The organism is Lentisphaera profundi (assembly GCF_028728065.1).
Lineage (GTDB): Bacteria > Verrucomicrobiota > Lentisphaeria > Lentisphaerales > Lentisphaeraceae > Lentisphaera > Lentisphaera profundi.
Genome location: NZ_CP117811.1, coordinates 851,937 through 873,511, shown reverse-complemented (window position 1 = coordinate 873,511; position 21,575 = coordinate 851,937). Strand labels below are relative to the sequence as shown.

The window sequence follows — 21,575 nt, the reverse complement described above, 5'->3', positions numbered from 1 at the left end:
ACTAAAAACTTTACTTTTAGTGCCTGAGTTTTTTTATTGTTATTCTCCATTATTAATAAGACAAGGTAATTTTTGTAAATGAAAAAACTCATCCTCCCCTTAGCCTCCGCTATGTTCTTCTCTTGTGCATCTAGTGATCCTGTACAACAATGGCCCTCGGCAGGCGGCCCCAATAGCTCCTATGAAGTCACTGACACTAAACATGACGCTCCTAAAAACTTCAGTGTCAGCGATGGTACTAATATTAAATGGACCATGGACTTACCTGAGGCTGGACAAAGCGGCATTGCCATTCATGGCAATAAAGCCTTTCTCACCATCATTGAACCCGTCACCAAAGAAAACTACGTCAAGACAGGTTCTAATATACGTGGCTTATGCATTGATCTCTCGAGTCGAAAAATTCTCTGGCAATGCAAATTAACGGGTAAAGTTAAAGCCAACTACCTCTACGGCTTTAGCGATAGCACGACGCCAACTCCTGTGACTGATGGAAAAAACGTCTGGTTCTTTAATGCTTCTGGCCAAATAGCTTGCTACACAACTAAGGGCGAAAAAGTGTGGGAACGCAATTGGGATCCAATCGAAAAACTTGATGGCGTTAAATTTCCTTTCAACAAGCAATACGAACCCATCATCTCTGGCAACCTAATCATTAACGTCGAACCTTACTACGAAAAAGATGGCGAACGTACTTATGGTTGGAATTACCTCTTTGCCTTTAATAAATTAACCGGCGAAAAAGTTTGGGTCTCCGAGGGTGCACTCACTCATTATAATACTCCTTTCTTGTCAAAAACTGCTGAAGGCAAAGATGCTATCCTCATTGGTCGCGGCGGCCACCACAGAGTTCCAGAGGCGCCAAGAGGTTATAGCATGATTGATGCTCAAACGGGTAAATCCATTTGGGAATACGAAGCTGATGCAGGAATGTGTCTCTATCAATCCTCTTGGAACGATAAATACGCTATCTGGATGACTTATGATGGCATTATTCACCTATTAGATTCTAAGACGGGTAAACTCATCAAGAAAATTTCTATCACAGAAAACGTTGATGCTGAAATCTATGACAAAAAACAAAGAAAACTTATTCAACACAAAGATTTCAACATCACAAAATCGGTGGGCATCACCATTTTTCCCGCATGGTTCAGCACCATGCTTATTGACGATAAACTCTATTTCATGTGCTTTGGCCCCGAACGTTATGGCCCCGTCAAAAAGGCCGGCCCCATCAATGCCTTCGCACGTGTCGACCTAAAAACTAATAAAGTCGAATACGTTCAGTTCCCCACTAGCTTAGTCGACAATAAAAAAACTTGGTTAGAAAACATTCCTGCAAGCACCATTAACAATCGCGATCTCGACATTGCCGGCGATAAACGTTCAAAACGCGATGGTTGGAGCTGGGTTTTCAATGGCAATCCCATTTGTGTTAATAACAAAATTTATTACACTTTACAAAATGGACGCGTCTACGTTATCGATGCTAAAGCAGAGAAATTTGACCAAACGGCCCTCCTAAGCATTAGTGACCTAGGTGAAGCAGGTCAAACTTGGTCACTCAATACCCCATCCTTTGCCAATGGTAAGCTTTATCATCGTACCCTGAAGCAACTCATTTGTATCGAAGAAGACAAAAAATAAGTTCTTTTAGATAAACAAGTCACAAAAAAGCCGAGCTCATTGCTCGGTTTTTTTGTGTAGACACTAAGCTTAACAATAATATCCCCCATCCTCTCCCCATCGTCTCGAACTAATGGTAGGGAACTTAAGAGATATTTGAGCTCGAAGAGCTTAGGAATGTAGCCATGGACGTAAGTCCGTGGTGTTTGAATAACAGAATCGTGCGTGCTGAAGGTACGCTGTAGAGATTTACCTTCATACCTTCGGCATTAATATCATTTTTTAAACAATACCCACCGGATAAAGCCGGTGGCTACCATACAACATACCTTCGGCATGTACTTAAGTTCCCCCCAGCACTTTAAAGCCCTACTAACAGCGATATATGACAATTCCCTCACTAAGAAACTTTACCTCATAAAAGCCTGTGCTAATGTGCGCACTGAAAAATTGGGATCTACATGAAAAAAACTTTACTTATCTTATCCAGTGCACTCATGCTTTTACCTGCATTGCTCATTTTTGCTTTCTGCATTGATTATACTTGGCAACCTACCGCTTACCTCGTCAGCTTCCCACGGCTGTTCTCACTCCTAATCATCAGTATAAGTGGGCTCTTCCTCCTTCATTTCTACTTTCTAAAAAAAGAAGATCATATCCTACTCAAGCGTTCAGCTTTCTGGATTTGGCTTGGCCCAGGACTCATCCTTTTCTTACCTTTAGCTTACTGGCGTCAAAAACTTTTGTGCAAAAAATCCAAAGTCATGAATGCTTACTTTTACTTCCTCAGTGATGGTCTCTGCCTAGCCCTCTATATAATCTGCATCATTTCCCTCACCCTGCTCAACTACTCTCCCGTCACCGATAAAATGCTTTTTCAATATAAGAAAAAACATATCTCCAAGGGCCTCATGTATTATAAAGAGAACTGGGGCTGGGTCGATAAAATCCACTATCGTCCCGATCACTTCAATGAAATCCTTCATGCCTTAGAAGATAATAAAACCGAAGTGACTTTAAATGATGGCTGGATTACTCCACTGCGTTTCCCCGTAACCTATAAATGTACCTACACTTTTACTGCTGCTCCCACTGCCTTAGAACAATGGGCTCAAGCTACTGCCATGAGCACCCATTTCATGGCCCTCAATGAACGCGTTCAAGAAGAATCCCCTTGGTATCATGGCAACCAATTATCCGCTTGGCAATTTGATGACCTCAGTAGTGGACTCCTTGCCTGCCTTGAGTTATGCCCCGACGAAAAGCTCCGCCCTCAGGGAAAAGAACTCAAAGACACCCAAGAAATTCTTAAAATCTGGAGCCGTGAAGGCCAAGTACAAGTCAAAATCAAAATGGATTTAGATCAGAGCTGGGCTCTGGCTAATCAGCCTCAAGCTCGAAAAGTTGTCGAGAAGGCTCCCTGGCAAATCAAAGAACTCATTATCCGTCATTAAGACTTAATCTGCGAAGCAGCATTTAGTCGTGCGAAGCTGCTTTTTCACCTGCGAAGCAGCTTTTTCATCTGCGAAACGGCTTTTATATCCGCCTGGTCCAGGACTGGCAAGTCCTGGCAGGGGAGTTTGAGGGGACGGAGTCCTCTCACCTGCGAAGCAGCTTTTTCATCTGCGAAGCAGCATTTTCATCTGCGAAGCTGCTTTTATATCCGCCTGGTTAAGGACTGGCAAGTCCTTACAGGGGAGTTTGAGGGGACGGAGTCCTCTCATCTGCGAAGCAGCTTTTTCATCTGCGAAGCAGCATCTCACCTGTGCGAAACGGCTTTTATATCCGCCTGGTCCAGGACTGGCAAGTCCTTACAGGGGAGTTTGAGGGGACGGAGTCCTCTCATCTGCGAAGCAGCTTTTTCATCTGCGAAGCACCAGTATAAATACCTCCGGTGGCCGAGGAGCCCTCGGAGCCATACTAAAAAAGCTAGCAGCTCGTTAACTCTGCGAAGCAGCTCATTAACTGTGCGAAGCACAATATCCGCCTGGTCCAGGGTCTTGCCAGACAGGCGGATAAAAAGCATTTGCCCATACGGCAGTATCTGGCAGGGGAGTTTGAAGGGACGGAGTCCTCTCATCTGCGAAGCAGCATATTCATCTGCGAAGCAGCAGTATAAATACCTCCGGTGGCCGAGGAGCCCTCGGGGCCCTACTAAAAAAGGTAACCGCTCGCTTAACTCTGCGAAGCAGCTGTATAAATACCTCCGGTGGCCGAGGAGCCCTCGGAGCCATACTAAAAAAGGTAACCGCTCGCTTAACTCTGCGAAGCAGCTTTTTAGCTGAGGATTATAATCCTAAATCTATTTACTCAATGATCTTACTGAGGTCATCTAACCAAGTCTTATCGTGCTCAACTTCTTTCTTCACACTTCCATCCAAATCAATGCGAACTTCCTGCTCACAGGATTCACAAAAAGCATGATAAAATTTTGTAACGTTTTTACTATCAGTAATAGGCGTTAGGTGAGCTAACTTCTGGCTCTCACAATGTGGACACTTCATTTCTTCTCCCTTTAATTATTTAGATAATATGGCTCCACCGTAAATTTCATCAAGTAAAGTCCCGCTCCTTAATCCTCTAACACTTGAAAAAATAGCCATATTGTCTTACTTAAGGCAAATAAATTTCGGAGCACTAAACCATGGCTACTTTTCACGTACCCCTCAAGAAAACCGTTGATGATTCCTATGACATCGAAATCGGCTTCAATCTCTTTTCTACTCTCATCAATGATTTGAAAAATGGCCTCTTTCCAAAAGCCAATAAACTCGCACTCATTACCGACTCAAATGTCCTCCCCCTCTATGCGAGCAATGTCATCCTTGCCATCAAAGAAGAAGGCTTCAATATCGAACTTTTTGATATGCCTGCGGGCGAACACTCAAAAACTCGTGAAACTAAAATTCGCATTGAAGACGAAATGCTCGACAAGGGCTTCGGACGTGATTCCGCAATCATTGCACTCGGTGGCGGCGTTGTCTCTGACTTAGCCGGTTACCTTGCCGGAACTTTCGGTCGTGGTATTCCCTTCATCAATTATTCCACCACCCTGCTCTCGGCTGCGGATGCTTCCGTAGGTGGAAAAACCGCCGTTGATACTCCCCATGCAACCAATCTCATTGGCCTCTTTAATCAGCCACAAAAAGTCTATATTGATATCGCTACTTGGAGCACACTTCCAGATCGTGAAGTCCGTGCAGGCCTTGCCGAGACGATTAAGCATGCCTGCCTTGCTGACTCCGCATTTTTCACTTGGTTAGAAGAAAATATTACCCGCATTGCTTCTACCAAAGACGCGAAGCTCGATGCCGAAGCCTGTGAATTCATTGCTGAAGCTAACTGTCGCATCAAATATGATGTGGTTAGCCGCGATGAAAAAGAAGCCAACTTACGTCAGATTCTTAATCTCGGTCATACTGCAGGCCGCGCAATGGAAACTCTCTTTGAATACCAACTGCTCCATGGCGAATGCGTTGCCGTAGGCCTTTCTATCCAAGCGCTGCTCGCTAACAAGCTCGAACTCATCAGTGATGAAGAACACCAACGCATTGATGCCCTCATTGCCTTATGTGGCCTTCCTACGATTGTACCAGAAGAAATCACCACTGCCAAACTCGTCGAAAAAATGTACACCGACAAAAAAGTTCGCTCAGGTCAAATCCGCTTTGTACTGATGGATGGTATCGGCTCAATGAAAACTTTTGAGAATGGCTCCTATACCAAAGCTCTTACAGACGAATTCCTTATTGAAACCATTGACGAATATCGAGCTGCCCAAGTAAGTTTAGAAGTACCCCCTGCAGACAAATAAAACACTCTTTTGCTTTATATCAGTATTGAGTAATTGAAAGCTCTTTAGCTAGCATTACCTTCAAGACATAATTCGAAGACCTCTTTTATCGAAGTCCTAGAATAAATACAAAATGCACCCGTAGCTCAGCTGGATAGAGCGACGGTCTCCGAAGCCGTAGGTCAGCAGTTCGAATCTGCTCGGGTGTACTTTGATGATAAAGGACTTATCGAAATATAAGTCCTTTTTTATTAGCTCGGTCTTTCATGAATCACTCGGTTTCATCTTCAAAGTGTTCAGTATCGACCAAGAGGCGACTCATTGGGAATACTGCGCTATTCCACTTCCAATAAAATAAGTCAAACGTGAAATAATCCGTCATTTCTAAAATTTCTTTATATATAAAATCATTTCTGTACCTCAATTAATAATCGTTGAGGGAAATATTCTTTCAGTGAGTTTACGACCGGTCTTTCCACGCAGCGTTCATCTCCTAGCAAATATCCCCTAGCATGAGCTGATCTAAACTTTCTAGCAAAGGTATAATACGCTCAAGTTTATTTTTCTTATCTTGCTTACAGTAATATTCCACGAGTTCACTAGAGCTTTCTCGTAGCTCATTACCCGGCTCATCCTTGTGCACATTATAGGTGTGATAGGATTTTCGTTCATACTGACTCGCGCGATTACTCACATGATCAATGACTTCACCAAGGAACTTTTGAATTGCCGGAGTACCATCATCACCTTGAGGACGAAGTGGAAAGGCTCCAAGTCCTGGCAATAACTCATGGTAACCTTGCATTGGCTTGCTCTCATCTGTACCTGGGTAAAGAATGTAGGCACCTGCCGTTCTACGAATAGCATCGCGGTAGGCATGCATTTTGAGTAAGTCGGCCCGCTTGTAAGTGCTTTCACGCTGCTCTTGTTTTTCTTGATTTAAGTCAGCTTCTTCATCATGACTTGCCGCAAAGACTTCCTTAAGAAAACCTACCTTATATTTGGCATCAAAATGAATATGTGAAATCAATTCCTGAATTTCCGCCTCTTGTTCGCCACGATCATTCTTATTTTCATTTAAACCCTGCGGCCATAAACTCAGGGTATAATCGGGGCGCATCTGCTTCGTCCATGATCCCCCATGTGGGTAAGACTGAGCGCCACTAAACGGATATTCTTTTGGTTTTTTAGCGCAAGCACCTCACCCATATAGACTTGTGCTTATTTTGATTAAAAAGTGTAGCCAGTAAAATATAATTATTTCATATTGATTTTTATGTTTTTACATTTATTTTATCAAAAATAATCCTAAAAAGAGTAGCCAGTATGTATCTCGAGACCATAAAATCTAAGCGCAACGGAAAAATCTATGTGAGCCATCTCGTTCGTGAGACTTTTCGTGAAGACGGAAAGATCAAGCATCGCACGCTCAGTAATGTTTCGAAGTTACCCCCAGCTCAATTATTGGCTCTAAAGAATAGTCTCAAGGGCAAGAAAGGTGATTTTAACCTGGAGGACTTACGGCACGGGCGCAGCTATGAATTTGGTGCGAGCTACGTCTTCATGGAGCTCGCTAAGAATCTCGGGCTCGATAAAATGATTTTCTCTCAAAAAACTCAGTGCCGAGAGGATGTTTTGGCGATGATTGTGGGGCGTCTGGTTTATCAAGGCAGTAAACTCAGTCTAACGAACATGTACCAAGATACATTTCTTTGGGCTCTCGCCGGGCATGAACTCGGAGTTCGTCCAGATGTTGAAGCCCATTGCTACAAGCCCATGGATGAGCTACTCGAGCGAAAAGATAAGATCGAACGCAAGCTTTCAAAAAAACACCTAGAAGACGGCTGTATGGTTCTATACGACATGACAAATACATGGTTCGAAGGCAAATATGAAGATTCAGATTTAGTCGCATTTGGAAAACCTAAGGGTGGCAAGGTAGGCTACAAACAGATTGCCATCGGCCTGCTCACCGACAAAAAAGGCTGCCCCGTTGGCGTAGAGATATTTAAGGGTTCTACCTCAGATCAGACTACAGTATTGGGCGAGGTGAAAAAGCTTTCCGAGAAGTATGGGCTTAAAAACCTCATCTTCACAGGAGATCGAGGCATGCTCACCCCGAAAAGAATTGCTGAAGTTAATGAAATTGATTACAGCACCATCACGGCTCTAACTCATTCTCAAATTAAAACTTTGCACGAAAAAGATAATATCCAAATGGAGTTGTTTGACTCCAGGAGTATCCTCGAAGTAATGGATGACGACAACAAGAATATACGCTACATGCTGTGCAAAAATGAAAATACAATGAGGGATGAGAATGCAACTAGACGAGCTCTTATCGCTAAAATAGAGAAGGAATTAACTCAGAAGTCCAGCGTAAAACAGAAGCGTCAACGCGTGAGAGTGGCGGCCAGTGTAGGCCGTTTATTTGAGCGCTGTAAAGTGGAGAAGTTTTTCCAATGGGATGTGGACGATAATGGGAAATTAACCTGGTCGCTTAATGAAGAAAAAGTGAAGCAAGAAGAAAAATTCGACGGCTGTTACATAATTCGAACTGACGCGCCCAAAGAAAATATCGGTAAAGATGAGACGGTATTAGCTTATAGAGACTTACAAAAAGTCGAACAGGCCTTCAGAAACCTAAAGACCGTTTCTCTTGAGTTGCGGCCAATGCACCACAAAACCGATGAGCGCTTAAAGTCACACATTTTTCTTTCTACCTTAGCGTATTACATACAGTGGAATGCGACGCAATTACTAAAGCTACTATTTGACGAAGACGGAAAGTACAAAGAAAAGCGCTGGACTTTCCAGCATGTCGTTGAGCGCTTAAAATCTATACGTATAACTGAGAACTTAATTGACGGCGTTGTTGTCAAAAAAGAGGTCTCTCAACCCGATGAAGAACAGCAAAAAATTCTGAATCTACTAGGGGTGAAACTCAAGTAGCCAGTATTTTTTTATTTTGAACAGAACTTAAATCATTGCAATTAAACAGGTTAAGTTCGTTTCAGTCAAAGAATATCCGACTAAAAGTACGATTAAAGGAGAAACGTATATTTAAGTCGCGCCCCCTTTTATTATAGCGCCCCGCTATTTGCAGTTCTTTGCCCTGCTTAAGCTTCATGGTCAGACTATTATTGCCCTCTGCTAGGAAAGTTTCGACTGCGAACGATTTGTGAACAAAGTGTTCTATAAATTAAAAAACGGGGTCACGACATTCTTTTTCGCTTAATTTCATAAATCACGGCAATAGCGTTGACCACTTGCTGAAGAAGGTTTTGATCATGACGGGGATCATTGCGACCGGTACGTCGTCAATATTATTTTCTTTGGCATTTTTCGAGATTCTTATTCCGTAGCTATCATTTTCTTGCGATTCTCGCCTTTTAAGTATTCAATGATATATTTTCCAACTCTTTTTGCAGATGCTGGGTTTTGACCTGTAATTAAACGACCATCCACAATAACATTTTCCTGCCAGGCTTTTCCAGCAATATGCAGCGCTCCACGCTCAATTAACTTATCCTCTAAAAGGAAAGGAACCACCTTGCTGGTGCCAAGCATATTTTCTTCTTTATTCGTAAAAGCAGCCACCCGCTTACCTGCCACCAGGTATTTATTATTAGACAACTTTATATTAACTAATGCTGCATTGCCATGACATAGAGCTGAAACAACGCCTCCCTGTTCATAAATAGCAGAGCTTACTCGTTTAACATCTTTATTATTTGGGAAGTCCCACATCGGACCAGATCCTCCGCTAAATAGAACGACCTTATAGTCCTTGGGATCTACCTTTTCCAAAGGGATTGTACGTATTACTTTAGCCATGAGCACAGCATCTTTTAAGAAGCGTTTTTGCTCTCTGTCGACTTCATCAAATGACTTTATATCAATAGGTGCCATGCCACCTTTAATACTCGCAATATCAACGGTGTAGCCCGACTCTTTAAGTATATAATAAGGATGTGTCAGCTCAGGCAACCAAACGCCTGTTTTCTTTCCGGTATTTCCAAGGTCAGAATGACTGGTTAAAACAATTAATACTTTCGCATTTCCTGCATAACTTAATCCCAAGGCTAAGAATAATTGCACGACCATTATTGATTTAAATATGCTTTTCATACAGACTCCTTTTTTTAGTTGCCACTAGATATATTCTAGCAGATATTCAAACTATCTCGACGTCAAGATAAATAATTATATCTTGATTTATCTTGATATCAAGGTAAATTATTAAAAATAACAAATTTAATTTAGGAGTGATTCTATGGAGATGGATAAGAAAAAATTAGATAAAGTCGATTTGATTATAAAGCAATGGAAGCAAGAGCGACCGGAACTTGAGCTCTCTGGAATGGAAACCATTGGTCGCCTGAAACGCTGTACTCACTTAGTACTGCCTAGGCTGGAAGAAGCCTTTTCTGACTTTGATTTAGCAAAATGGGAATTTGATGTTTTAGCGACTCTTCGACGCTCTGGAAAGCCTTATTCACTTGTCCCGACCACTTTATTTTCTTCTTTGATGATTAGTTCAGGGACAATGACTCATCGAATTAAACGTTTAGAGGCCAAAGGGCTTATTGAACGACGCGAAAACATCAAGGATGCACGTAGTAAGTTCGTAAAACTAACGACTCTTGGTCTGGAGCTCATCAACCAAGCGGTAGCATCTCATGTCGAGAATGAGCGTCAAATTTTAGCTAAGCTCTCTGACTCTCAACTTAAAGAAATAGATTCTGCCCTAAAAGTTTTATTATCAGCCTTGGAATAAACAAAAAAGGTCAAAAATGTGCCTAGTACTTTCTCTGCCTCATTATTTTTTGCGCCTCTCAGACAGGTGATTTCTATTAGTGGCCGACTTCCTCACCTGCTTTGATTGAGCTTATTATTATTAATAACTCCGTGCGAAGCGCGTCAACTCAGGAACTCCGTGCCGAACTTTATTTCACGGCAATAGCGTTGACCACTTGCTGAAGAAGGTTTTGATCATGACGGGGATCATTGCGACCGGTACCTCGTCAATAGTATTTTCTTTGGCATTTTTCGAGATTCTTATTCCGTAGCTATCATTTTCTTGCTATTCTCGCCAAATGTGAATTTGCATAGCTTCGGCATTATAAAAGGATATCCCCCAGGGACAGAAGTCATCGCCCTGCTCTTCTAGCTTGAGCATCAAAGCATCCGCTTCTGCTACATCAATGGACTCCCATTTAGCCAATGCATCGGCTTCACCCTCAATACTAAAATCATCCCCTTCAAAATCCGATTTCTGAAACCATGCATCCATCCCTTTAGTCCTCCTCAGTTTATTTACACATATTAATTTAGTAGAATGATTAATTTTTACATCATCTAACAATATTACGAATGTGAGTAGCCCTCGGTTTTACGGCTGACGCCTGAGTTAAGGGCTGATGCCTGAGTTTATTTATCTGTTCTATCTGCTAGATCTGTGGTGAGTTTTTAGCCAAGCTGGTGCTCGGTGCCCGGTGCTCCCAGCTTTTTCTACAGGTACTTTGTGCCATTCTGTTAGCGAAGCGTTCTTCCAGTATTTTTAACGCTTCTCAGACAGGCTCACCCGTTTAAGTTAATTTTCTTGCTTAAGTAAAATTTCCCCTCGGTGAATGAATTCGACATGACCGTCGCAAAAGAGAGTGTTGTAGAAAAAGTCGCGCCCATGTACGGCGTCACCTAAGTGGTATAAAGCACTTCCCATATGGGAATAATTTGACCTTCCTCGTCTATTATTTGTGTTGGCTCGTTCTGTCAGTAGTACTAGATCGGAGGCTGAATTGATGTCGCTTGCATAGAGAGAAACGCCGGCAGTGTTTCCAACACCGCCTATCCAACCGCCGGTGCCGTCTCCGGCATTTAAAGAGTAGCTTCGTGTTTGATAGTTGCCGCGAGATATTTTATCAGAAGGACATATAAGAACAGCACCATTACCGACGTCAATGCCTGCACCCAGCGGGTTTTGGTTTTTTTCTGCCGTGGTGAGAGAATCTGAAATCTGGTCATCCCAAGACCGGTTACCATCGCTCGCGCTTGGATATCTGCTCTTATTATCATCAAGATACAACATAAAGCTGATTCCTAACTGTTTTTGATTGTTAAGGCAGACTGACCGTATAGCCGTTTTTCTTGCTTTGCCCAAGACGGGTAAAAGTAGACTTGCGAGAATGCCAATAATGGCAATTACAACTAATAATTCAATGAGGGTAAACTTGAATTGGTGCTTTGTATCCATGATGATCTCCTTAGATGTGGATGATTAAAACTAGAAAATTCAGTTGACTGAGTTTTTTAGCTTAAAGAAATATATAGTTTGTTGTTTACACTAATAGGAAACACTTTATTCCTTAGGGTGATACCGTATAATCATTATTATCTTCTGTATAATAATACTAAATTTGAATAAAGTCTTTTTACCTGCATTCGTATAATAAGTGCAACACTTCTGTTAATTGCTTATAGCATAAACATCTATTGAGAATAACAAGACTCAGATGTACTCTGCTATAAGCGACCAAACCTAAAACAGAGGAGTCAGAAATGACATATGAACATCTGAGTCTTGAAGAAAGACACTACCTTGAAATTGAATTAAAGGCAGGCACATCGATCACTAAAATAGCAAAAAACTTAAATCGTAGTACAAGCACACTTTCACGAGAACTTAAACGTAATAAAGGTCTCCGTGGTTATCGAAACAAGCAAGCCAATGACTTTGCTCAAGAAAGACACAAAGTGAAACCAAAGGCTATTAAACTAACTGAAGAAGTTAAGGACTATATAGATGAGCATTTACTCAAGGATTGGAGCCCCGAACAAATTGTAGGTCGACTAAAAGATGACCAATCCATCTTACTTCATCATGAAACAGTTTATCAATATATTCTTAGAGATAAAGAATCAGGAGGTGAGCTATATAAGCTTCTACGTCATCAGAATAAAACTTATCGCAAACGTTATGGCAACCAGCATAGTCGTAATGGGATTCCCAATCGTGTGGATATAGACGAACGACCTGAGGCAGCTAATAAGCGAGAGCGTGTAGGCGACTGGGAGATGGATACTATTATAGGAAAAGCTCATAAAGGAGCCATTGTAACTATGGATGATCGAAAATCAAAACTGCGTCTAGCATTGCCTGTGTCTCATAAGAAAGCCACGCTTGTGAAAGATGCAATAATCTCTTTGCTAACACCGATCAAAGATTTGGTTCATACTCTTACATTTGATAATGGAAAAGAATTTACTCAGCATGAGACTATCTCCAAGGAATTGGAATGTAATAGTTATTTTGCTAAACCATATCACTCATGGGAACGAGGCCAAAACGAGAATGCTAATGGATTGTTACGGCAATACTTTCCTAAGTCTATGGCGCTTGATGGTATCAGTGAAAATGAAGTCATTATTGCGGTTGATAAACTTAATAGTAGACCTCGAAAATGTCTGAAATTTAAGACGCCATATGAAGTTTTTGAAAATTTAACTGGAATTAACTTAAGAAAATCAGTAGGTGTTGCACTTACTACTTGAATTCAGGTTATATCAAAATTTACACACCTTAGCTTTTGGCAAAAAGGCTGATAATCACTGAGGTGATCATTCTCCAATTCTTTATAATCTTTGGTAAAAGATTTAGCGAGTTATTATTAAAGTGTCTCAGACAGGACAACCCCAGACAGGACAACCCTGTAGAATGCGGCGCTCTGAGAACGGCTCCGCCTGAAAGAGCAAAGAGCTTAAACCACAGCTCGTAAAGATAATATTTTAAGGTGACTCAGACGAGTTTAACTCGGCTCGACACGAGCATCAAGCTAATTATTTAGTCTTGCGTCTAAAATCCCAACGTCCCCTTGGCCAAAAACCATCAATCCTCTCATCGGATATAATAATACCTAGCCATGGTCCGCAATCCGATTGATCATTAAGATTCATATAGCCCCCGCCTATTTTATTTTTACCCAGCGCCTTTAATTCAAATATATAATTGGATTCCGTACCTTTAAAAAGTATAAATTTACGCGTTCCAAGAATTTTAATTGATGCATTGCCTAGGAACCAATCACCATCATCGGATTTCCAACGGCTCTCCCACTCGCCCGTAATTGAGACGCTTTTTGGCAGCTTCTGTTTATTCCATTCTTTAGCGTTTTCATCTTTTGCATTGTCAGTGAAGTTGAGACCTCTTAAAAAATTTTTGACTGATCCATGTTGCGGATCTATAAGATCCTTACAGCCAAAAGGATTGCGTGACTTAATTTTATCTAGGATATAAGTCGGTCTTGAATTGCGTCTGATTTTTGATAGAATTAACTTTTCATGAGAGGGACGTAAATGAGCACAGGTAGTTTGAGAAACTTCCAAAGCACAAGTTCTTTTTGCAATATAATCATAGCATTCACTCAAGCTTAGCTTCTTATCCTTATTAGCATCTGCTAAGCCACTTAGAGCCTCACATAGAGAAATGACAAAGTAGCCATGAGGAATAGCCGTATTACTTTCTTGACCATAAGAACTTTCATTGATTTTTGAAGCCACTATATAGGACACATTATCTGCTATCCTTGCTTTAATAATACCCTCGGCTTCACAAGTATCTAACAACACAAGCACCCTGCCTTTTAGTGCTTTTAAAGCCGTATTAAAATCTTTTCCTGTCATTTTACCCCAAGTATTAGCACTTGGTTTTTCTGGCGCCATCGAAAAATAAAACTCACCTTCTTTATTCATATGTCCATGAGTCGAAAAAAATATTATTGTCGTATCATCAGCTTTTAGCTCTTTGGCTATATCAGAAATGTATTTGAATACATTTGCCCTCGTCGCATTCGCACCCGCCAAAGTATTGACCTCAACAGAATGATTAAGCCCAGCATTTTTTTCAAAAGCCTTTGCCACAAAAACTGCATCTTGTGCGTAAATATCTAACTTCCCCTGAGATAATAAGTCCGGCTCTACCCCAATACTCAGCACTCTTAAATCACTTGCACTAACTACAAATGCCGTAAGCACTAATAAGCAAAATTTTACAAATGTCATTTTATACCTTTTTTTTACTCTATACGGTACCAACAATTCATAATTGACAATTTATAATTAAAAAACGGCTTTGCCTGAGTGGACGCGCTTCGCGCTGAGTTTACGCTCGTGCCGAGCTGAGAGCGTTCGCAAGCGAACTTAAAGAACGGCTTCGCCTGAAAGAAGTAAGATGGGAACAGTCCAACAATAGAGTCCGCATGGAATGCGGTGCTCCCAGCTACTGCCTCTATTTTTAGCGCGTCTCAGACGAGTTCACCTCTCTTGGAGCAAGAACGTCGCAAATGATTATAAGAAATAAGAGATTTACCTAAATGAGTAAGACGATATTTTTGTAGACGACTATTAGGCTTGTCTGCTATGGTTCTTTCGAGATATTGATTTTTTAATGCAGGTTTGAGGTATAATCTATTGAAATTATCTCTGCCTTTAAGTTTTAATTTTTTCATGAGTTCTTGACGTGACATCTCGCCCTTACAGACCTTTAGCAAGATCATGACTTGTCCTGTGACTTGTCCTTTATATTGGAGACGAACTGAGGGGAGGCTCGTATCGAGCGGAGAGCGTTCGCCCTGCTCACTGCAGATCGGGCAAGGCCCTGCAGAACGGCTCCGCCTGAAAGATCGCTGCGCTTAAAGATCGTTCGCAAGCGCACTGAAAGAAGAAAGATCGGCTTCGGGTGTGTTGACGGCCGGAGGCCGGAGTTGACGCTCGTATCGAGCGGAGATCGTATTTTTAATACGCCTCAGACTAGCTCAAAAAAACTTTTTTCATCTATATGTCATGTGTCTGTCAAAATTCGATAACTTAGCTACGTACTACTTAATAAGAGATGATTATAATCTAAATTGATAATAAAAGAGGACGAAAATTTGCTAGTACTACAAGCATTAAATATATTACCCTAAGGTAATATTCCTATGATTAGGTAAATGTATTTATTTGATCGAGCCTGTAAACATAATTGGGATTTTTTATGAAACGTTTTACGCTTATTGAATTATTAGTAGTTGTGAGCATCATTGCTATCTTGGCCAGCCTGCTCTTGCCTACTTTAGGACAAGCTCGAAAAAATAGCCGCCTGCTTGTATGTAAAAATAACCTCAAGCAGATTGGTACGTCGGTGATTATGTATGCCGGAGACAATGATAGTAAATTTCCTTTTGTTGATGGTTCGCTACTAGTCAGTAATAAAAGTCAGAATTACGCCTGGTTGGGAAGAAAGGGCACAAAGGGAAGCACACAAAACCTGGAAGTGACACAAAAGCCGCTCAACAATTACTTAGGCTATAATGAGGATGGTATTGAGGTGAAAGTCGCCAATTGTCCTACCGCCGAGGGAGTATCGAATGTATATATGGACAAGGGATCTTATTACAGTGCATCCGCTTTTGTCAATTTACACCATGATCTGGATGGCAACTATGGTGTGGGTGCTCCGAAAATCCAGGATATTAACGACCCAGTAAATATGTCGGTCTTCAGTGATAAGGATGCCGCGGTATATGCAAAGGACTCCACTAGTCAATGGGTTAAAACACTGCATAAAGCCGGGGTACACTCTTGGGCTTTTCTTTTTCTAGATGGACATGTTAATGAACATCGATTAATCGAGAATGAGGGCTGGAGATTCGAATCAGACAAAGTTAATTTCACAAATGAATTTCCAGATCCGACCCCATAAAATAGATCAGCATGAGTCACACAAAGTTCGCTGCGCGCAAAGATCGTTCGCGGTGCTCACTGCAGATCGGGCAAAGCCCTGCAGAACGGCTCCGCCTGAAAGAAGTAAGAACGTTCGCAAGCGAACTTAATGAAGTAAGAACGCTGCGCTGAAAGAGGAAAGAGCGGCTGACGCCTGAAAGAAGTAAGATCGCTGCGCTTAAAGATCGTTCGCGGTGCTCACTGCAGATCGGGCAAGGCCCTGCAGAACGGCTTCGCCTGAAAGAAGTAAGAACGTTCGCAAGCGAACTTAATGAACGGCTCCGCCTGAAAGAAGTAAGATCGCTGCGCTTAAAGAGGAAAGAGCGGCTGACGCCTGAAAGATCGTTCGCTGCGCTTAAAGAATTAAGAAGAAAACAGTCTTTGAGTAGTCTGTATGCAGGCGAGACGCCTGCGGTCCCAGGATTTTCTGCAGTGAACGATCTTTAGGGCTTTGCCCGATCTTGTAGGTAAGTTATTGCCGGTCTTTGAGTGGCGGAGCCACGCTCTATAAGCAGGCGAGACGCCTGCGGTCCCAGGATTTTCTGCGGGGCTGTGGTGAAGAGGATAATGCCAAGCTGGTGCTTGGCGGTCCCAGGATTTTCTGCAGTGAGCGAAGTGAACGGTCTGCAGGGCTGTGCCCGATCTTGTAGGTAAGTTATTGCCGGTCTTTGAGTGACGGAGAAACGGTCTTTGAGCAGGCGAGACGCCTGCGGTCCCAGAGTTTTGTCTGCAGGGCTGTGGTGGAGAATAAAATGCCAAGCTGGTGCTCGGCGGTCCCAGGGTAAAGTGACGCGGGAGGTGAGCAGGCGAGACGCCTGCAGTCCCAGGGTTTTCTGCAGTGAGCGAAGTGAACGGTCTGCAGGGCTGTGGTGGAGAATAAAATGCCAAGCTGGTGCTTGGCGGTCCCAGGGTAAAGTGACGCGGGAGGTGAGCAGGCGAGACGCCTGCGGTCCCAGGGTTTTGTCTGCGGGGCTGTGGTGAAGAATATGCCAAGCTGGTGCTTGGCGGTCCCAGGGAAAAATGAAGCGGGAGTTGAGCAGGCGGATGAAGTATTGGGACTCCGTCCCCTTCCCTGCAAGGTGTGCCCACCTTGAGAGGCGGACTAGCTTCGCAAAGTTTTAGTTGAGATTAATCCTTGGGATTGCGGTCTACAAAATGATTAAGAAATCATTAATTATCAGTCCTTTGCCATAAGAGCACTTCCAGTAGTAGAGCTAGATACATATACTAGGCAAAAAGGCTTCTGTGTATTATGACTAAATTGCTACTGATATTATTTATTTTCTCATGCGGGATTTTTGCTTCAGAGCAACACGATAAACTTTTTAACGATTATATCGCTAGCTTAGCTAAAAATGAGCAAATCTATTTTACCCCGGTAAATAAGCTTCAAAAAAATGATAGTGCCATTTATGAAAAGAAACTTGTTTTTCGATTTTATCGCAAAGGGTTTTTAATGGCTTATCAAGGTCAAGTCGAAAAAGTTCTCCTACGTGACCCCTCACCTAAACAAAAATCCGGCAAAACGATTAATAAACTATCCGAACACAAAAATTAAAAAAAGTTTTATACGATCCACTAGAGGGACCCTATATGTGTTTTGGTGATAGATTCCGATACCACATTTACAGTAAAGGAATCATTATTTTTAAAGGCCAAGGCTAAAAAAAAGCTGCATCAAGTTATCGTTTTAGAGAAATCATTCGATCGCTAATTCAGATCTTAAAATCTTTATTTAAAATAAGCTTCGCTTCAGAATTTTGCAGGCCAAAAACAATGGCATTTTGCTGATATTTTTTGGCTAATAATAAAGCTTGCTCTAAATTTATATTGATAATAAAAAAGCTCTCTTCTACTGGCCATTTTTGATCATGAGGTTTCCCCAGGGCATGGTAAAAGTCATAGTCTTTGATATCATTTTCCAAGGCCGTGTTGCGCTCTTGGTTATCCTCTAAGTCCAATAATTTAGATTGCGGATTAAAAGCCGTAATAAATACCCAGGATGAAATTTTGCGACTTTCGCACAAGTCATTTAAATCACGCGAAAGCTGATCAATTTTTATACAAAGATCAAATTCGGGCACGAGATAATCCGTTGCCTTGTAGGCTTCAATCAAATCATCCATTAATAGAGTTTATCTTTGAGTTCTTTAATTTTATCCCGCAATTCGGCGGCCCTTTCGAATTCCAAAGCTTCTGCGGCTTTAATCATTTCTGTTTTAAGTTCACGTAAGAGTTCTTCACTAATATCTTCTTCACGTAGTTCCACTAATTTTTCTTTTTTATTCTTGCGCTTGCCAGGTATGCCTCCCCCTGAGAAAAGACTTTCTTGCTCTTTGCGAATGATGGTCTGGGGTATGATCCCATGTTCTTCATTATACTTAACTTGTTTTTCTCGTCTTTTTCCGGTTTCATCCAAGAACTTACGCATGCTGCCAGTCATTTTATCGGCATAAAGAATACATGATCCATTAGCGTTTCGAGCCGCCCTACCTGCAATTTGCAACAAGGCAGTCGTTGAGCGCAAAAAACCTTCTTTATCTGCATCAAGAACCGCGACTAAAGAGACTTCGGGCAGATCCATTCCTTCGCGCAAAAGATTAATCCCAATAACCGCATCAATTTCTCCCGAGCGTAACTCCCGTAAAATCTCTATCCTCTCGATGGTATCAATCCCCGAGTGGATATAAGTACATTTAACTCCTAAATCCTGTAAGTAGTCACTTAAATCTTCTGAAGTTTTTTTGGTTAAGCAAGTCACTATCACACGTTCATCTTTTGAACTTCTATCTCTAATTTCAGCTAAGAGATCATCTACTTGACCTTTCAAAGGTCGAATCTCTACTTCGGGGTCTATTAAGCCCGTAGGACGTACAACGAGTTCCACCACTTCGTCACTTTTATCGATTTCGTAGCTTGCGGGGGTTGCAGAAACAAAGATTGTCTGCCCCATCTTCGATTCGAACTCTTCAAATTTCATGGGTCGGTTATCTAAAGCAGAGGGCAAGCGAAAGCCGTGATCGACCAAATTACTTTTCCGACTACGATCCCCATTATACATCGCTTTAAACTGAGGAATCGTCACGTGACTTTCATCAACGATCATAAGGTAATCATCTGGAAAGAAATCTATCAGCGTAAAAGGTCTTGAACCAATGGGCCGTCCCGTTACATAGCGAGAATAATTTTCTATTCCCTGACAATAGCCCAATTCGGCAGCCATCTCCATGTCATAGTTAGTTCTTTGATAGATCCTTTGGGCCTCTACTAACTTGCCTTCATTTTCAAACTTAGATACTTGTTCATCTAACTCTTCCAAAACTTGTGGCACCATTTTTTCCAAACGATCTTTTGAGGTGGCATAATGCGATGCTGGGAAAATTAATGTTTGGGGCATGGCTTCTATCACATGATGATTAAGTTCATCACGTAAACTGATCTCATCAATCTCATCTCCAAAAAACTCTATACGTATATAGTCATCTTTATAGGAAGGAAAAATATTAATCACATCACCACTAACTGAAAACTCACCTCGGCTTGGAGCTGTATCATTGCGTACATAGCGACTATCAATCAGCAGGTGAATCAGTTCGTCACGATCCATTTCATCCCCAATTGAGAGCTTAATACTCATTCGCGAGAGCATTTCAGGATCACCTAAACCATAGATACAAGAGACTGATGCAATCACTATAACATCGCGTCTTTCCAATAATGAACAGGTGGCCGACAAACGAAATTTTTCAATTTCAGCATTAACCGCACTATCTTTGGCGATGTATGTATCTGTTTGTGGAATATAGGCTTCTGGTTGATAGTAATCGAAATAAGAAACAAAATATTCCACACGGTTCTTAGGGAAAAAGTGTTTGAATTCACTAAAGAGTTGCGCCGCTAAAGTTTTATTTTGAGCCAGGATCAGTACTGGTCGACCTAATTCAGCTACTAAATTAGCTACCGTAAAGGTTTTGCCTGATCCGGTTACACCCAAGAGGGTCTGAAACTGTTTACCAGACTCAACGCCATCCAGCAACTTTCTAATAGCTTCGGGCTGATCTCCTGCGGGTGCAAAATCTGACTTGAGTTGATAAGGGACTTCCATATTAATCTTGTGAACTTTTCCACATCCAATAAAGAATCAGATAATCCACTCCTGTGTAGCATTTCTCACCTTTTGAATGGAAATTACCATCTAAACGCAACTGATTATGTTTCCATTCAATTGATTCAAATGGTCGAGCATAAACAGGGACAAATGTAGTTGATTCCTCGCGAGATTTTAATTTCACGTAAGAGCCTCTGAAAGATTTAGTATCAATGGAGCCTAGACTTGGATATTGACGTAAATCTAAAGGGAAACTTTCTAAGTTCTTCTTAATGATTAGATCTACATCTTCTTGTTTATAAAGCCCCATTTCCAGACCAATTAATTGGCCAAAAGGATTGATTTGAGCTTTGTAAAATTTCTCGAGATTTTCAAATGTTTTGAGGTAGTATTTTTCTTCCGAAGCTTTGTAGCCATTATATAATTTTATATAATTGAGCCAAGAGCTCGAATGGGTTGGGAATTCAAGACCAAAACTACGGTAAGCTTGTCTTTGAATAAAGTAAGGGTAAGAGAGATTGAGTACTTTCAAATAAACCAACTCCAATTCAGCTCTTAAATCTCCCCCAAAACAGCGTCGCCCAAGATCTAGCATCGAAATTAAGGATAAACGACGATTATTATAGACTTGCCATGCATTAGGACTCAAATCACTATAAGGGACTTCTTCGTTATTTTGATCATAGAGGGTGAAATCATTTTTCATAAAGTGTCTAAAAATCATTTCCAAATGCTGAGTAACATCTTTACGCAGGCTAGGAACTTTATCATAAACTATTTGATAGGCAAAAAATAATTGCACATAGACATTCTCATGACATTCATTGTTTAAGATTTCGGCCCGTTCTTCATTATACCTTACTTTCACAGGCAAGTAGCCATCCATACCATTGGCTTCATCTACTTGGATAAAACTATGAAATAGCTTTTCAACAAATTCTAAATCTTCTTTATTCTTTGTGACATCATACTTAAAAGCCATGGCGGCTAAGAGGTGACAATTTAAGTCCACTCTTAATTCATCTCCTACTTTTTCTCCGTAATACTTAGGGATCATAGCGAGGCCTAAGGGCATATTTTTCTTTATCTTATTCTCGAAAAATACCGCCTTCTCCTCTAGAGTATGTTCTTCCGACTCTTGCTTTAAGCGGGCTCGTCTTTCGACGAAACTTTGATGTTCAGCATTGAGTTGATCTTCTTCATATACCGCTTGAGGTTCAATAAATTGACATGAAGTTAAAAATATAAATAATACTAAAATAAAACGCATAATGTAGCTCCTCT

The 21,575-nt window shown here is 41.4% G+C and carries 17 protein-coding genes, 1 tRNA gene and 1 pseudogene; 9 read left to right on the top strand and 10 right to left on the bottom strand.

Going from position 1 to position 21,575, the window contains the following annotated elements:
• The first annotated feature begins 78 nt into the window (after positions 1 to 78).
• Entirely contained in the window at positions 79 to 1,650 is a 1,572-nt protein-coding gene (locus PQO03_RS03665; RefSeq protein WP_274151201.1) for an outer membrane protein assembly factor BamB family protein, read from the top strand.
• Positions 1,651 to 2,090: 440 nt separating this feature from the next.
• Positions 2,091 to 3,083 carry a hypothetical protein gene (locus tag PQO03_RS03660; protein ID WP_274151199.1) on the top strand — a complete coding sequence of 331 codons (993 nt, stop codon included), beginning with the start codon at positions 2,091 to 2,093 and terminating at the stop codon, positions 3,081 to 3,083.
• An 852-nt stretch (positions 3,084 to 3,935) separates the two neighbouring features.
• Here PQO03_RS03660 and PQO03_RS03655 read toward each other — a convergent pair.
• Positions 3,936 to 4,133, bottom strand: a complete 198-nt coding sequence (locus tag PQO03_RS03655; RefSeq protein WP_274151198.1) for a hypothetical protein — start codon at positions 4,131 to 4,133, stop codon at positions 3,936 to 3,938.
• 140 nt (positions 4,134 to 4,273) lie between these two features.
• Here PQO03_RS03655 and aroB point away from each other — a divergent pair, with 140 nt between their 5' ends.
• Together aroB and PQO03_RS03645 are read left to right on the top strand one after the other, a co-directional pair.
• Complete coding sequence (aroB, locus tag PQO03_RS03650) at positions 4,274 to 5,443, top strand: 3-dehydroquinate synthase (RefSeq protein WP_274151196.1); 1,170 nt, start codon at positions 4,274 to 4,276, stop codon at positions 5,441 to 5,443.
• Positions 5,444 to 5,557: 114 nt separating this feature from the next.
• A tRNA-Arg gene (locus tag PQO03_RS03645) sits at positions 5,558 to 5,631 on the top strand.
• Positions 5,632 to 5,915: 284 nt separating this feature from the next.
• Here the strand turns inward: PQO03_RS03645 and PQO03_RS03640 are convergent.
• Positions 5,916 to 6,557 (bottom strand): annotated as a pseudogene (locus tag PQO03_RS03640) (nuclease domain-containing protein); the annotation flags it as partial.
• A 191-nt stretch (positions 6,558 to 6,748) separates the two neighbouring features.
• On the opposite strand from PQO03_RS03640, the gene PQO03_RS03635 reads away from it, so the two are divergent.
• Positions 6,749 to 8,374 carry an IS1634 family transposase gene (locus PQO03_RS03635; RefSeq protein ID WP_274151194.1) on the top strand — a complete coding sequence of 542 codons (1,626 nt, stop codon included), beginning with the start codon at positions 6,749 to 6,751 and terminating at the stop codon, positions 8,372 to 8,374.
• 402 nt (positions 8,375 to 8,776) lie between these two features.
• On the opposite strand, the gene PQO03_RS03630 is transcribed toward PQO03_RS03635, so the two are convergent.
• Positions 8,777 to 9,553 (bottom strand): type 1 glutamine amidotransferase domain-containing protein, encoded by a 777-nt coding sequence (locus PQO03_RS03630; protein ID WP_274151193.1) that lies wholly within the window; start codon positions 9,551 to 9,553, stop codon positions 8,777 to 8,779.
• A 151-nt stretch (positions 9,554 to 9,704) separates the two neighbouring features.
• Between PQO03_RS03630 and PQO03_RS03625 the strand changes: the two genes are divergently transcribed.
• Positions 9,705 to 10,202 (top strand): MarR family winged helix-turn-helix transcriptional regulator, encoded by a 498-nt coding sequence (locus tag PQO03_RS03625; protein WP_274151191.1) that lies wholly within the window; start codon positions 9,705 to 9,707, stop codon positions 10,200 to 10,202.
• 306 nt (positions 10,203 to 10,508) lie between these two features.
• On the opposite strand, the gene PQO03_RS03620 is transcribed toward PQO03_RS03625, so the two are convergent.
• Complete coding sequence (locus PQO03_RS03620; RefSeq protein WP_274151189.1) at positions 10,509 to 10,718, bottom strand: hypothetical protein; 210 nt, start codon at positions 10,716 to 10,718, stop codon at positions 10,509 to 10,511.
• 300 nt (positions 10,719 to 11,018) lie between these two features.
• Positions 11,019 to 11,678 carry a type II secretion system protein gene (locus tag PQO03_RS03615; protein WP_274151187.1) on the bottom strand — a complete coding sequence of 220 codons (660 nt, stop codon included), beginning with the start codon at positions 11,676 to 11,678 and terminating at the stop codon, positions 11,019 to 11,021.
• Positions 11,679 to 11,983: 305 nt separating this feature from the next.
• On the opposite strand from PQO03_RS03615, the gene PQO03_RS03610 reads away from it, so the two are divergent.
• Positions 11,984 to 12,976, top strand: coding sequence for an IS30 family transposase (locus PQO03_RS03610; protein ID WP_274148572.1), 993 nt, complete (start codon positions 11,984 to 11,986; stop codon positions 12,974 to 12,976).
• Positions 12,977 to 13,261: 285 nt separating this feature from the next.
• Here the strand turns inward: PQO03_RS03610 and PQO03_RS03605 are convergent, their stop codons facing one another.
• Both PQO03_RS03605 and PQO03_RS03600 read right to left on the bottom strand, forming a co-directional pair.
• The gene (locus tag PQO03_RS03605) at positions 13,262 to 14,482 is read right to left on the bottom strand and encodes a caspase family protein (protein WP_274151185.1); all 1,221 of its coding nucleotides are present in this window, start codon (positions 14,480 to 14,482) and stop codon (positions 13,262 to 13,264) included.
• Between the two features lie 242 nt (positions 14,483 to 14,724).
• Positions 14,725 to 14,976 carry a Fic family protein gene (locus tag PQO03_RS03600; protein WP_274151183.1) on the bottom strand — a complete coding sequence of 84 codons (252 nt, stop codon included), beginning with the start codon at positions 14,974 to 14,976 and terminating at the stop codon, positions 14,725 to 14,727.
• A 479-nt stretch (positions 14,977 to 15,455) separates the two neighbouring features.
• On the opposite strand from PQO03_RS03600, the gene PQO03_RS03595 reads away from it, so the two are divergent.
• On the top strand, positions 15,456 to 16,163 hold the full coding sequence (locus tag PQO03_RS03595) for a type II secretion system protein (protein ID WP_274151181.1): 708 nt from the start codon (positions 15,456 to 15,458) through the stop codon (positions 16,161 to 16,163).
• 1,272 nt (positions 16,164 to 17,435) lie between these two features.
• A complete protein-coding gene (locus PQO03_RS03590; protein ID WP_274151179.1) occupies positions 17,436 to 17,741 on the top strand; it encodes a hypothetical protein in 306 nt (101 codons plus the stop codon).
• Between the two features lie 157 nt (positions 17,742 to 17,898).
• On the opposite strand, the gene PQO03_RS03585 is transcribed toward PQO03_RS03590, so the two are convergent.
• The 3 genes from PQO03_RS03585 to PQO03_RS03575 are packed head-to-tail and all read right to left on the bottom strand — an operon-like array spanning position 17,899 to position 21,561.
• Positions 17,899 to 18,309: a DUF3293 domain-containing protein gene (locus PQO03_RS03585; RefSeq protein WP_274151177.1), complete on the bottom strand. Its 411-nt coding sequence runs from the start codon at positions 18,307 to 18,309 to the stop codon at positions 17,899 to 17,901.
• Complete coding sequence (gene uvrB / locus PQO03_RS03580) at positions 18,309 to 20,288, bottom strand: excinuclease ABC subunit UvrB (protein WP_274151175.1); 1,980 nt, start codon at positions 20,286 to 20,288, stop codon at positions 18,309 to 18,311. The genes PQO03_RS03585 and uvrB overlap by 1 nt, the downstream gene beginning before the upstream one ends.
• 1 nt (position 20,289) lies before the next feature.
• A complete protein-coding gene (locus PQO03_RS03575) occupies positions 20,290 to 21,561 on the bottom strand; it encodes a hypothetical protein (RefSeq protein WP_274151173.1) in 1,272 nt (423 codons plus the stop codon).
• Positions 21,562 to 21,575 lie beyond the last annotated feature (14 nt).

Excerpts from the sequence above, each read along its gene's own strand:
- PQO03_RS03595 (WP_274151181.1), top strand. The coding sequence starts at position 15,456 with ATGAAACGTTTTACGCTTATTGAATTATTAGTAGTTGTGAGCATCATT.
- PQO03_RS03615 (WP_274151187.1), bottom strand. The coding sequence starts at position 11,678 with ATGGATACAAAGCACCAATTCAAGTTTACCCTCATTGAATTATTAGTT.
- PQO03_RS03655 (WP_274151198.1), bottom strand. The coding sequence starts at position 4,133 with ATGAAGTGTCCACATTGTGAGAGCCAGAAGTTAGCTCACCTAACGCCT.
- uvrB (WP_274151175.1), bottom strand. The coding sequence starts at position 20,288 with ATGGAAGTCCCTTATCAACTCAAGTCAGATTTTGCACCCGCAGGAGAT.
- PQO03_RS03620 (WP_274151189.1), bottom strand. The coding sequence starts at position 10,718 with ATGGATGCATGGTTTCAGAAATCGGATTTTGAAGGGGATGATTTTAGT.
- PQO03_RS03660 (WP_274151199.1), top strand. The coding sequence starts at position 2,091 with ATGAAAAAAACTTTACTTATCTTATCCAGTGCACTCATGCTTTTACCT.
- PQO03_RS03610 (WP_274148572.1), top strand. The coding sequence starts at position 11,984 with ATGACATATGAACATCTGAGTCTTGAAGAAAGACACTACCTTGAAATT.
- PQO03_RS03630 (WP_274151193.1), bottom strand. The coding sequence starts at position 9,553 with ATGAAAAGCATATTTAAATCAATAATGGTCGTGCAATTATTCTTAGCC.
- PQO03_RS03575 (WP_274151173.1), bottom strand. The coding sequence starts at position 21,561 with ATGCGTTTTATTTTAGTATTATTTATATTTTTAACTTCATGTCAATTT.
- aroB (WP_274151196.1), top strand. The coding sequence starts at position 4,274 with ATGGCTACTTTTCACGTACCCCTCAAGAAAACCGTTGATGATTCCTAT.
- PQO03_RS03605 (WP_274151185.1), bottom strand. The coding sequence starts at position 14,482 with ATGACATTTGTAAAATTTTGCTTATTAGTGCTTACGGCATTTGTAGTT.
- PQO03_RS03600 (WP_274151183.1), bottom strand. The coding sequence starts at position 14,976 with ATGATCTTGCTAAAGGTCTGTAAGGGCGAGATGTCACGTCAAGAACTC.
- PQO03_RS03590 (WP_274151179.1), top strand. The coding sequence starts at position 17,436 with ATGACTAAATTGCTACTGATATTATTTATTTTCTCATGCGGGATTTTT.
- PQO03_RS03585 (WP_274151177.1), bottom strand. The coding sequence starts at position 18,309 with ATGGATGATTTGATTGAAGCCTACAAGGCAACGGATTATCTCGTGCCC.
- PQO03_RS03635 (WP_274151194.1), top strand. The coding sequence starts at position 6,749 with ATGTATCTCGAGACCATAAAATCTAAGCGCAACGGAAAAATCTATGTG.
- PQO03_RS03625 (WP_274151191.1), top strand. The coding sequence starts at position 9,705 with ATGGATAAGAAAAAATTAGATAAAGTCGATTTGATTATAAAGCAATGG.
- PQO03_RS03665 (WP_274151201.1), top strand. The coding sequence starts at position 79 with ATGAAAAAACTCATCCTCCCCTTAGCCTCCGCTATGTTCTTCTCTTGT.